General features: G+C 45.7%; 10 protein-coding genes and 1 tRNA gene. 3 read left to right on the top strand and 8 right to left on the bottom strand.

The genetic code is table 11. The annotated features are described in order from the left end of the window. Positions 1-39: 39 nt before the first annotated feature. From NL626_RS20175 to NL626_RS20165, 3 genes are all read left to right on the top strand, one after another. Positions 40-116 (top strand) — tRNA-Asp (locus tag NL626_RS20175). Positions 117-1,043: 927 nt separating this feature from the next. Further along, the gene (locus NL626_RS20170) at positions 1,044-2,615 is read left to right on the top strand and encodes an ABC-F family ATP-binding cassette domain-containing protein (RefSeq protein ID WP_085570093.1); all 1,572 of its coding nucleotides are present in this window, start codon (positions 1,044-1,046) and stop codon (positions 2,613-2,615) included. Continuing rightward, positions 2,612-3,751, top strand: a complete 1,140-nt coding sequence (locus NL626_RS20165) for an MFS transporter (protein ID WP_253657673.1) — start codon at positions 2,612-2,614, stop codon at positions 3,749-3,751. The genes NL626_RS20170 and NL626_RS20165 overlap by 4 nt, the downstream gene beginning before the upstream one ends. 92 nt (positions 3,752-3,843) lie before the next feature. On the opposite strand, the gene fis is transcribed toward NL626_RS20165, so the two are convergent. The 8 genes from fis to NL626_RS20125 form a co-directional block, all read right to left on the bottom strand. Next, complete coding sequence (gene fis, locus NL626_RS20160) at positions 3,844-4,140, bottom strand: DNA-binding transcriptional regulator Fis (protein WP_000462885.1); 297 nt, start codon at positions 4,138-4,140, stop codon at positions 3,844-3,846. Positions 4,141-4,163: 23 nt separating this feature from the next. After that, on the bottom strand, positions 4,164-5,132 hold the full coding sequence (gene dusB, locus NL626_RS20155; protein ID WP_005382505.1) for a tRNA dihydrouridine synthase DusB: 969 nt from the start codon (positions 5,130-5,132) through the stop codon (positions 4,164-4,166). Between the two features lie 139 nt (positions 5,133-5,271). Beyond that, complete coding sequence (prmA, locus tag NL626_RS20150) at positions 5,272-6,159, bottom strand: 50S ribosomal protein L11 methyltransferase (protein ID WP_191116275.1); 888 nt, start codon at positions 6,157-6,159, stop codon at positions 5,272-5,274. 165 nt (positions 6,160-6,324) lie between these two features. Continuing rightward, positions 6,325-7,668: an acetyl-CoA carboxylase biotin carboxylase subunit gene (gene accC / locus NL626_RS20145; RefSeq protein ID WP_005382509.1), complete on the bottom strand. Its 1,344-nt coding sequence runs from the start codon at positions 7,666-7,668 to the stop codon at positions 6,325-6,327. Positions 7,669-7,682: 14 nt separating this feature from the next. After that, entirely contained in the window at positions 7,683-8,144 is a 462-nt protein-coding gene (gene accB, locus NL626_RS20140; RefSeq protein ID WP_005386355.1) for an acetyl-CoA carboxylase biotin carboxyl carrier protein, read from the bottom strand. Positions 8,145-8,205: 61 nt separating this feature from the next. After that, positions 8,206-8,655, bottom strand: coding sequence for a type II 3-dehydroquinate dehydratase (aroQ, locus tag NL626_RS20135; RefSeq protein ID WP_005382360.1), 450 nt, complete (start codon positions 8,653-8,655; stop codon positions 8,206-8,208). Positions 8,656-8,958: 303 nt separating this feature from the next. Continuing rightward, complete coding sequence (acs, locus tag NL626_RS20130) at positions 8,959-10,911, bottom strand: acetate--CoA ligase (protein WP_005386359.1); 1,953 nt, start codon at positions 10,909-10,911, stop codon at positions 8,959-8,961. Positions 10,912-11,148: 237 nt separating this feature from the next. Continuing rightward, positions 11,149-11,778, bottom strand: a complete 630-nt coding sequence (locus NL626_RS20125) for a 3'-5' exonuclease (RefSeq protein ID WP_005382363.1) — start codon at positions 11,776-11,778, stop codon at positions 11,149-11,151. Positions 11,779-11,811 lie beyond the last annotated feature (33 nt).

Genomic DNA, 11,811 nt, shown 5'->3' with positions numbered 1-11,811 from the left:
AAGCGGACATTTGCTTATTAAAGCGAGTGATACCACTGCGGAGTGGTAGTTCAGTTGGTTAGAATACCGGCCTGTCACGCCGGGGGTCGCGGGTTCGAGTCCCGTCCACTCCGCCACTTATATTAAGCCTCAGTCGAAAGACTGAGGCTTTTTTCGTTTTGGTTCCCCGACTTAGCTTAAACCCACTTTCATATTGAAACCTTGCATCGAGAGGCAGGCTTCCCTCTGGTTATGCTTTCTAAGCCCTGTATGAGTGAAGTGGAACGCAGTTTTGTGTGGTTCCTGCAGTCTCGAGCGCTAGTTTTGAGCCCCTGTGCTTAACTTACCAAAGCTTCCTTTATTATTACCTGGAAAATTTATTCAATAGGTTATGTTATTTTCGGGGGAGATTTCTCTGCTTTAGATGTTTTGATTTAGCCATAGGCGCTTATTAATATAAACTCAGCGCATTTAAAACTTTCCAAACATGGATTTTGTTTTGTCGATCTATTTAAGCCAGTGTCTTAAAGTATATTCGCTACTTCTTCCCTCTAACCCTCTCCAACCTTCAAAGCCACCACTACGTACGTATAACGTGAGCGGTATAGGTGCTTTCATAGCTGTGTTTGCTGAGTAAGCAGTTCACCTGGCACATTGACTGAGGAAAAGTCTTCTTTCTGTGGACCTTCGTGTAAGTCACGATAGTTTTAACAATTATCTGGTACTTTTTATTCTAAAGGTGTACGCTTCACATCGAATATTTTTTCGACAGTAAATCATGTTATATCTCTTGTTTAAAAGCTTTGTAAGAAGGCTGAACTCCGTGCAAAAAACGCGATGAAGTGTTGCTCGGAGTCTTAAATTAATCTTCATCAGGTGTTTTATGTGTGGGTAGCTTCGCTGAAGTTATACGCAGGAGCTTGTACACCTGATAAAAGAGAAGAGATGGCCGGTGATATTTCATCATCGGCCTTTTTGTATCTGTTAAGCAGCTACAAAGCATTACCCAGTATTGAAATAAGGGCCGGTATTGATCACCGGCCCTTTTTTATTTGGTTGAAAACATGAGTATTTTACAAGTTAAAAATTTGTCTTATCAGATAGCTGATAAGACGTTATACAACAACGTGACCTTTCGTATTAACGTGGGAGAGAAAATAGGTATCACCGGAGCGAATGGTGTTGGAAAAAGCACCTTATTGAAACTGCTTTTCGGTGAATTATCTGCAGATAAGGGCTGCATTGAATGGTTACCAAACCTTGAGGTGGGGTATTTAGAACAACATTTTAAGATCGATAATGTGCTGACAGTTCATGAGTGTTTAAAGGGCTCTTTTGAGAGTTTATACGCTGCAGAGCAAAAGCTTTGGACTTTGTATCATGCGATGACCGAGTCTCACTCTACATCTCTTTTAAGCCAAGTCGCTCGGCTACAGGCATATTTAGAAGATGAAGACTTCTATGCAATTAATACCAAAATTGAACGAGTTGCTGTAGGTCTTGGTATTTATCAATTTGGCTTAGATACACCGCTTATCTCGCTAAGTGGCGGTCAAAGGCACAAAGTCCTTTTAGGCAGGTTGTTACTTCGCAACCCCGATGTGTTAATTCTTGATGAGCCGACAAACTATCTTGATGCTCCGCACATTGAATGGCTAGTCACGTTTCTCAATGATTACATTGGTACCGTTTTACTGGTTTCTCATGATGTTGATTTTCTTAATCAAGTAGCGACCAGTATTTGTGATATTGATTATCAAACAGTTCGAAAATACAGCGGTACTTATGTCAAAGCAATGCAGCAAAAGCAGCACGACGGTGCTTTATTAGAAAAGCAATATAAGGCTCAGCAAAGTGAAATTCGAAAGTTAGAGAAATTTATTGCCCAAAATGGTGCAGGAGTTAACGCCAGTCTTGCTAAAGGGCGTAAGAAGAGACTGGATAAAATCGAACGTATTCAACTGAATCATGTAGAGAAAGTATCGACGTTTGACTTTGCTTACCAGCCCATTGAGCAACCGAATGTGGTTGAGGCAAAAGCGTTGATGATCGGTTATCAGCAGCCTCTGCTTCCAGTATTTGATATCACGTTAGCGCGCGGGGAAAAGTTGGTTGTTGCTGGCTTTAACGGCGTGGGTAAGTCGACCTTACTTAAAACCCTGATGGGGAAGATCGAGCCACTCTCTGGTGAGGTGGTATTGGCAAAAGGTGCAATGATTGGTTATTTTTCTCAAGATTTGTCTTGGCGCCATCCTCAGAACACGCCTGAACAGGAGCTGTGCTCTTGTGCGCCAACAATCTCAAGCAAAGAGTCACGCAAGCTATTAGCTCGCTTTGGGATCACGGGGGATAAGACGCAGCGCCACTTAGATACATTGAGCGGTGGTGAGCAAACTCGGGTGAAACTGTGTTGTTTATCGGTTCAGAAATGCAATGTTTTGCTGTTGGACGAACCAACAACACATTTGGATAGCAGCAGCAAAAATGCGCTTAAAGAGGCTCTCCAGCGCTTTTCCGGTAGCGTGATTGTGGTATCTCATGAGAAGGCATTTTTGCAATCTTGGCCTGATAGAGTTTTAGATATTTCGTTGCTCACTTGTGCTGAATCGAAAACAGAACAGGAGGTGGAGCTATGATGCAGTCCATGATCCTATTTCTCGTTGCTTTTCTTGTTGGTGCTGATGAGTTGATGCTTGGATCTATTCTTGAACCTATCGGAAATGATTTAAGTGTTCAACCGAGTCAGGTGACCTTATTTATTACGGCATATAGTTTAGCCATAGCAATTTGCGCTCCTTACTTGGGCCGTTTATCAGACCGAGTTGGGCGTATTCGTATCATGGTGCCTGCTTGCTTTGTATTTGGGGTTGCGTCTATTACGACGGGCATAGTTCATGATTTTGAACTTGCTATTGCAACTCGAGTGATCACTGGTATTGCAAGTGCAGGCATGTTGCCAATTGCATTCGCGTTAGCGGGAGACGCGAAGGGTAATAGAGCGATGCGTCAAATTGTGATGGTTCAGGCGGGATTAACGCTAGGTATGATAACTAGCCCTGCGATCGGAGCATTGTTGACCCAGCTTTTATCATGGCGTGCCGCTTTTATTATTTTGGGCGTTGCGGCTCTTCTTGTCAGTGTTATGAGCGTAGTGTTCATGAATGACCAGCATGATGAGTCCCAAATGTCAGATGCTCTGCCACCTATAACAGGTGTAATTCATGTTCCTGGCGCGTTGAGGGCGATTTTAGCGATGTGTTTAGGTTTAGGGGGAGGTATTGGTGTATTTAACCTGATAGGCCTTCATATTCGAGATACCAGCGATTTGGCGCTCGGTTGGGTGGGCGCTATTTATGCAGCTCTAGGGATCGTGAGTGTGGTTGGAAATATGTGCGTGGCGAGAGCTTCTCGCTGGCTTGGTAGCTCTCGAGCCGTTATGCGAGTGGCCTTAATGGTGTGCATACCTTGTAGTGCATGGGTGTTCTCAAATGGGATGAGTACGGTGACCGCTTATCTTCCAGCTCTAGTGCTCTGGTCTCTTGCTGGAGGGGTTGGTTCTCCGGCATTACAAGCACATATAGCAAGCTTATCTGATGAATATCGAGGTGTGCTGATGTCTTCTGGAATGAGTATGATGCACTTTGGTGTCGCGATTTGGTCTGCCTTGGCGGGCTTTGCTTATTCTGTAGGTAGTGAATGGGTCGCTGTCGTGGCTTTGTTATTGTTTGGGTCAGCGGTAGTTATATTAAAGCCAGTTGGTAATGCTGAATAAAGTGAGCGTTATTCGTAGTGTTTTAGTAGATAAAGAAAAGCCGTTACCTAAAAAGGTAACGGCTTGTTCCAAATACTTTTTGAAAGCCGGTCTTAGTTCATGCCGTATTTCTTAAGTTTTTTGCGAAGAGTACCGCGGTTGATACCCATCATAGTTGCTGCGCGAGTTTGGTTACCGCGAGTGTACTGCATGATAGTATCTAGTAGTGGCTGTTCAACTTCAGCTAGAACTAATTCGTATAGTTCTGTTACTTCCTGGCCGTTTAGTTGAGCAAGGTAGTTTTTAAGAGACGCTTTAACAGAGTCACGTAAAGGCTTCTGAGTAATCTGGTCTTGTGACGTTACTGTAGTTACTGTTAATGCTTCTGAAGTCAGATTTTGTTCGAACATATTCGGTCTAGCTCTTCTCTTAATTATGATGCAACGTTATCAAAATAACCTTCTAACGCCTCTATTTGCAGCGGAGCTGCGTCGATAGCGTTGAAGGTACGGCGAAACTCACTTGCCTGTTCATGCTCTTTCAGGTACCACCCAACGTGCTTGCGCGCGATACGTGGACCTAAGAACTCCCCATAAAATTCATGCAGAGCATTTACATGACCAAGCATAATGGTTTTCACTTCCTCAGTTGGAAGCTCCTCCATTGTGGTGCCGTTTTCCAAATAGTGATGGATTTCCTGGAAAATCCAAGGACGACCCTGGGCAGGGCGTCCAATCATTAAAGCGTCCGCACCGGTGTACTCCAGTACAAATTTGGCTTTCTCCGGGCTATCGATATCACCGTTCGCGATAACCGGAATTGAAATCGCCTCTTTTACCGCTTTAATGCTGTCATATTCGGCCTCACCTTTGTACATACATGCTTTCGTTCTGCCATGCAGAGCAAGAGCTTGTATGCCGCAGTTTTCGGCTAATTTAGCGATCTGGACACAGTTCTTGTTGTCTGTATCCCAGCCAGTTCGAGTCTTTAACGTTACAGGAACGTCCACTGCATTCACGACCGCTTTCAAAATCTCTTCGATAATGTTTGGGTATTGAAGCAGAGCAGAGCCCGCTAGCTTCTTATTCACTTTTTTTGCCGGGCAGCCCATGTTGATGTCGATGATTTGTGCACCGTTCTCAACACTGAATTGAGCTGCGTCCGCCATAAGCTGTGGATCGGAACCCGCAATCTGTACAGAGCGAATGCCCGATTCGCCCTCGTGTACCATGCGCTGTTTCGACTTTGACGTTCCCCATAGTTTTGGGTTAGCAGACATCATTTCACTGACGGCCATTCCCGCACCATAGCGAAGACACAACTCGCGAAACGGTCTATCCGTTACACCAGCCATAGGGGCTACGATTAGATTGTTCTTAAGTTGATAGTTTCCGATTTTCAAAACGTCATCACAGTTCTGTACCAGCAAGGGCGCGCATTTTACGCATTTTTTCACTGCGTGAAAAGACTAATATTTGAGCATTTACAAATTGTTTTTGTAAATTGTATGAATTTCAAACAATTAGCTCTGAAAACCTTGTCTAGCCTTGCTTACGACCAGAGATGCGACACCATTCACTTTGCTCAACAATCGGGTCAATGTGAAGCTCGTCACGGTAATAGTTCGCAACATCTTCAGCTTGAGTGTCTAATACGCCGGACATAGCGAGGTCGCCATTTGGCTTAACTAGTCCTTTGATGATAGGTGCAAGTTCACGTAAAGGTCCCGCAAGGATGTTGGCCACAACGACGTCAGCGACGAGACCTTCTGGTTGATTTTGCGGTAAGTAAACTTCTAGTCTGTCTGCAACGCCATTACGCTCAGCATTGTCTTTTGAAGCAAGCAGGGCTTGAGGATCAATGTCGATCCCTATCACTTTTTCAGCGCCCAGTTTGATCGCTGCGATCGCAAGAATACCTGAGCCACAACCGAAGTCGATAACGGTCTTACCGCTTAAGTCCATGCTTTCTAGCCACTCAAGACAAAGTGCTGTTGTAGGGTGAGTACCCGTACCGAATGCAAGGCCTGGATCCAACATAACATTAACAGCGTCAGGATCTGGAATGTCGCGCCAGCTTGGACAAATCCATAAGCGTTCACCAAATTTCATTGGGTGGAAGTTTTCCATCCATTCGCGTTCCCAGTCTTTATCTTCAAGCTGTTCTACTTTGTAAGCAAAATTGTCAGCCAGCATATTGCTCGCTTTAATTTGGTCGATGATGAAGTTAGTGTCTGCTTCTGCATCATACAGTGCCAGAATATCAGTATCGCCCCATAAGCGAGTTTCGCCAGGTAGAGGTTCGAATACAGGTGTATCCTGCGCGTCTAAGAATGTAACAGACAGCGCGCCAGTCTCTTCCATTAGCATATCGCCGATTTGCTCAGCGTTTTCATTGGTCGCGTTGAGTTTGATTTGAATCCAAGGCATTGGTTTTTGCTCTTAAAGTGAATGAAGTGGCGCAGAGTTTACCAGAACTCTACGATTTGTTTGAGTATATACCCAAATAAGCCGATTTATATGTTGAGCCGTTCGCGTACATATAAAACAAAAATGCCCACGGGAGTGGGCATTTTTTAAGACGTTTGCTTAGGTTTATTGTAAGCCAAGCTTCTTCTCTAAGTAGTGGATGTTTGCACCACCGTGTTGGAAGTTTTCGTCATTCATAATGGAGAATTGCAGTGGTACGTTAGTTTTGATGCCTTCGATGATCATCTCACCCAGTGCGTTCTTCATACGTGCAATCGCTACATCACGGTTCTCACCGTAAGTGATCAGTTTACCAATCATTGAATCGTAATGAGGTGGAACTGTGTAGCCTGTGTAGATATGAGATTCCCAACGTACACCCATACCGCCAGGAGCGTGGAAACGCTCGATCTTACCCGGAGATGGTAGGAAGCGCTCAGGGTCTTCTGCGTTGATACGACACTCAATCGCATGGCCACGGATCTTAATATCATCTTGAGTGAATGACAGAGGCTGACCCGCTGCAACACGAAGCTGTTCTTTGATTAGGTCGATGCCAGTAACCATCTCTGTTACTGGGTGCTCTACCTGAATACGAGTGTTCATTTCGATGAAGTAGAACTCACCGTTCTCGTATAGGAATTCAAACGTACCTGCGCCGCGGTAACCGATCTCGATACATGCACGAGTACAGCGTTCACCGATGTACTTACGCATTTCTTCAGTGATACCAGGTGCTGGAGCTTCTTCCACTACTTTTTGGTGACGACGTTGCATTGAACAGTCACGCTCACCAAGGTGGATTGCGCCGCCTTGACCGTCAGCAATAACCTGAACTTCAACGTGACGAGGGTTTTCTAGGAATTTCTCCATGTAAACCATGTCATTGTTGAACGCCGCTTTTGCTTCAGCACGTGTCATTGCAATGGCTTGGATAAGGTCTTTCTCTGCTCGAACAACACGCATGCCACGACCGCCGCCGCCGCCAGATGCTTTGATGATTACTGGGTAACCAATGCGCTTAGCAAATGCTTTGTTTTTCTCTTCGTCATTGTCTAGAGGGCCGTCAGAACCCGGTACACAAGGAACGCCTGCTTTCTTCATTGCATTGATAGCAGATACTTTATCGCCCATTAGGCGGATAGTGTCTGCCTTTGGACCAACGAAGATGAAACCACTGCGCTCAACTTGCTCTGCGAAGTCTGCGTTCTCAGACAGGAAGCCGTAACCTGGGTGGATAGCCACAGCACCAGTCACTTCTGCTGCAGAAATGATGCGTGGAATGTTTAGGTAGCTGTCGATACCACGAGCAGGGCCGATACATACGGTTTCGTCTGCGAGTAGTACGTGCTTAAGATCGCGGTCAGCTGTTGAGTGAACAGCGACGGTCTTAATACCTAATTCTTTACAAGCGCGAAGAATACGAAGTGCAATTTCACCTCGGTTCGCGATGACTACTTTGTCTAGCATAAGGCAAGCCCCGCTTATTCGATTACAACAAGAGGTTGGTCGAATTCAACTGGTTGGCCGTCTTCAGCTAGGATTGCTGTAACAACGCCAGATTTGTCCGCTTCGATTTGGTTCATCATTTTCATTGCTTCAACAATACATAGAGTATCGCCAGCATTTACTTTCTGACCCACTTCTACGAATGCTTTAGAGTCTGGGCTTGGAGAGCGGTAGAAAGTACCAACCATTGGAGAAAGAACTTGGTGACCTGCAGGTGTTGCTGCTGGAGCTTCTGCTGCTGGCGCTTCCGCTACTGGTGCCGCTGCTACTGGAGCAGGTGCCGCCGCTGGAGCTGCTGCGTAGTGAATTGGTGCTTGAGGGGCTGCAGTGCCATGACGGCTGATGCGCACTGACTCTTCACCTTCAGAGATCTCTAGCTCAGCAATGCCAGACTCTTCAACTAACTCAATTAGCTTCTTGATTTTACGAATATCCATCTTTTCTTTCTCTTTTATCTTGTGATTAAGACAACCCTCGTAGGGTTGCAGAGTGTTAGGGTTACTTTGCCTGTAGCTTATTGATCGCTGCAGACAGAGCAAATTCATAACCTTGTGCGCCTAAACCGCAAATCACACCCTCTGCTTTATCTGACAGATAAGAGTGATGACGGAATGGTTCACGTGCGTGCACATTTGATAAGTGCACCTCAATAAATGGGATGGCGACGCCAAGTAATGCATCTCGCAGCGCCACACTAGTATGAGTGAAAGCCGCTGGATTGATGATGATGAAGTCAATCTTGCCATAGGCAGCGTGAATGGCTTCAATCAGTTCGTACTCACGATTTGATTGTAGGTGTTCCAGTTCTACCCCAGCGTTATGGGCTTGCTCTGTAAGAGTATCCACAACTTGAGCTAAGGTACTGTGACCATAGTGTGTCGGTTCGCGCAGACCCAATAGATTAAGATTTGGTCCGTTTAGAACAAGAATCCGTGACTTTGCAGACATTGTGTTGCTATCTTCCCTTATCGTGAGTGGAACGTTTATATTCCCAAATATACGATAGTTCAGCACGATTTTTTTGTTAAAACCGAGCAAATTTTAAAAAATCGACCAAGATTATAGCTAATTCATAGCAATTAGCAGCAATTTACTGGTCTAATCTCCTAATAGCCACTCTCGTTTCTGTAACCAAGTTAACAAAAACAACATAATTGCCATATTTTTTGTGTGGCCAATTTGTGCACTAAAGCAAAAAACCGCCATGAGTGATGGCGGTTTTTAAAGTGCTTTTAAAACAGTTGGTTGAATTTATGCCAATTCTGCTTTCTCTGCGATAAGTTTATCTACAACGCTCGGATCGGCAAGCGTTGATGTGTCTCCGAGGTTGCTGGTATCACCCGTTGCAATTTTACGCAGGATTCGACGCATGATCTTACCAGAACGAGTCTTCGGTAAGGAATCCGTCCAGTGCAGTACATCTGGTGTTGCAATTGGACCAATCTCTTTACGCACCCAATCTTTCACTTCTTTGTGTAGCTCTGCTGACGGGAATTCACCATCGTTCAAGGTAATGTAAGCGTAGATAGCTTGGCCTTTGATATCATGCGGAATGCCCACAATAGCGGCCTCAGCAATTTTATGATGTGCGACAAGAGCCGATTCTATTTCAGCGGTACCCATGCGGTGACCCGACACGTTTAGTACGTCATCAACACGGCCCGTGATCCAGTAGTAACCGTCTTCGTCACGACGAGCTCCATCACTAGTAAAGTACATTCCCTTGAAGGTTGAGAAGTAGGTCTGTTCAAAGCGCTCGTGGTCGCCATAAACAGTGCGCATCTGACCTGGCCATGAATCAAGGATCACCAAGTTACCTTCTGCTGCGGTTTCTTCAATGATGTTGCCCATGTTATCAACCAGTGCAGGTTGGACTCCGAAGAATGGTCGAGTTGCTGAGCCTGGTTTTAAGTCTGTTGCGCCTGGTAGTGGTGCAATTAAGATACCGCCGGTCTCTGTTTGCCACCAAGTATCAACGATAGGCGAGCTCTCGTTACCAATCGTTTTGTAGTACCACTCCCACGCTTCAGGGTTGATAGGCTCACCTACTGAACCCATCACACGTAAGCTTGAACGAGATGTCCCTGCTACCGCTTCGTTACCTTTTGCCATTAGTGCACGAATAGCGGTTGGCGCAGTGTAGAGAATGTTCACTTGGTGCTTATCAACCACTTCACTCATACGAGCCGTGCTTGGGTAGTTTGGAACACCTTCAAACAGAATGGTTTTGGCCCCGTTCGCTAGTGGACCATAAATTAGGTAAGTATGGCCTGTAATCCAGCCCACATCCGCGGTACACCAGAAGGTTTCACCTGGTTGATAATCGAAGACATATTTAAAGGTCATTGCCGCGTAGACGAGGTAACCGCCTGTAGTATGTAGTACGCCTTTAGGTTTACCTGTCGAGCCAGATGTGTAGAGGATGAACAGCGGGTCTTCGGCTTTCATCTCTTCTGGTGGGCAAACGTCAGAAACATTGGCTGTTGCTTCGTGCCACCAAACATCACGGTGTTCATGCCATTCAACATCACCACCTGTACGTTTAAGCACGACGACTTTATTGATGGTTTTTACGTCTGGGTTGGTTAGTGCTTCATCCACGTTCTTTTTCAGTGGAACAGCGCGTCCGCCACGTACGCCTTCGTCTGCGGTGATCACGACTTTAGCGTCAGAGTCGATGATACGGCCGGATAGCGCTTCTGGTGAGAAACCGCCAAATACTACGGTGTGAACCGCACCAATACGGGTACAAGCGAGCATAGCCACTGCGGCTTCTGGCACCATTGGCATGTATAGACACACCACGTCGCCCTTGCGTACGCCTTGCTCTTTCAATGCGTTGGAGAATTTACACACTTCTTTGTGCAGTTCGTTGAAAGTGAGTGTTTTGTCGTCGGCTGGATCATCGCCTTCCCAAATGATGGCGACGTCATCCCCGTGTTCTGCAAGATGACGGTCAATACAGTTAGCCGAGACGTTCAGTGTGCCATCTTCAAACCAGCGAATATCAACATGGCCAGTATCGAAAGAAGTGCTTTTTACTTTGGTGAAAGGTTTGATCCAATCAACGATTTTGCCGTGTTCGTTCCAGAAGCCCTCTGGATCGGTTACCGACTGCTGATACATGGCTAAGTAAGTATCATTATCCGCGTGTGTATGAGTTTTAATATTTTCTTTTACCGGATAAACGTGGGCTTCGCTCATGGCTTCTCTCCTTGTGCCTTATTTCTCGGCCTTACACCAATCTAGATAAGATTTTGAATATATTTTTGTAGGGCTGTTTTTTGGTTCTAAATAACTTGGTCGTGGTAATGACGACGTTGTGCTTATAACTGTCAGTCACCGCGCGTATTTCCACAATTAGACTTTAGGATGAGAGTGATAGAAGCGCCGGGAAATCGCTGAAACAAAAGTATTTCTGGGAGCTAGGTCAACTGATTTTTATGTATACGGTGCGGTTAGGTTGGGTAAATCGCCTTTCGTTAAGCGGACAAAGACCAAAGCGGCAGAAATCGCGTCTTGCAAGGCGTCGTGTTTGTCTTGGATAGGAAGTTCGAGGTGTTTACAAATGGCATCCAGACTTAAGTCGAAATAGGCATTCGGCAAATGTCGTTCCAACTTATCGTGATAAATCTGACTGACCTCGATAAGTGGGTTAGGAAGTGGGAAGCCAAGTTGCCGCAGACAAGCAAGGTCTAAGATCTTTTTATCGTAACGAATGTGATAGCCCACAAGTGGTCGGTTGCCGATAAAGTCGAGCAGCTCGAGCAGCGCCTCTTTTTCACTGATGCCATCGACTAAGTCTTGGTGGCGAATTCGATGGATCTTGACCGAGCCTGAGTCGAGCGATTGCGGCGCGCGTAAGCGGACTTCAAATGGTTGACTGGTGATGATGCGGTTGTCGATGATCTTGGTGGCTGCAATAGTCACCAGCTCGGCGCGATTTGGGTCAAGGCTGGTGGTTTCGCAGTCAAGAGAGACGTATTCTGTTTTATCTGGCGTGCAAAACAGCGACTGATAAGGCGAACCTTTCAGTTTGTAGTGCCAGTATTTGCGTTGTAACCAGTTCATTGCCTACGCCTCTGTGATTTATGAAAATCAGGG

Source organism: Vibrio sp. Y58_MX_L22, assembly GCF_024181865.1.
Taxonomy (GTDB): domain Bacteria; phylum Pseudomonadota; class Gammaproteobacteria; order Enterobacterales; family Vibrionaceae; genus Vibrio; species Vibrio alginolyticus.
This window is presented reverse-complemented; position numbering and strand designations above follow the sequence as displayed.

Coding starts and splice junctions, on each gene's coding strand:
- NL626_RS20170 (WP_085570093.1), top strand. CDS start 1,044: ATGAGTATTTTACAAGTTAAAAATTTGTCTTATCAGATAGCTGATAAG.
- NL626_RS20165 (WP_253657673.1), top strand. CDS start 2,612: ATGATGCAGTCCATGATCCTATTTCTCGTTGCTTTTCTTGTTGGTGCT.
- fis (WP_000462885.1), bottom strand. CDS start 4,140: ATGTTCGAACAAAATCTGACTTCAGAAGCATTAACAGTAACTACAGTA.
- prmA (WP_191116275.1), bottom strand. CDS start 6,159: ATGCCTTGGATTCAAATCAAACTCAACGCGACCAATGAAAACGCTGAG.
- accC (WP_005382509.1), bottom strand. CDS start 7,668: ATGCTAGACAAAGTAGTCATCGCGAACCGAGGTGAAATTGCACTTCGT.
- accB (WP_005386355.1), bottom strand. CDS start 8,144: ATGGATATTCGTAAAATCAAGAAGCTAATTGAGTTAGTTGAAGAGTCT.
- aroQ (WP_005382360.1), bottom strand. CDS start 8,655: ATGTCTGCAAAGTCACGGATTCTTGTTCTAAACGGACCAAATCTTAAT.
- acs (WP_005386359.1), bottom strand. CDS start 10,911: ATGAGCGAAGCCCACGTTTATCCGGTAAAAGAAAATATTAAAACTCAT.
- NL626_RS20125 (WP_005382363.1), bottom strand. CDS start 11,778: ATGAACTGGTTACAACGCAAATACTGGCACTACAAACTGAAAGGTTCG.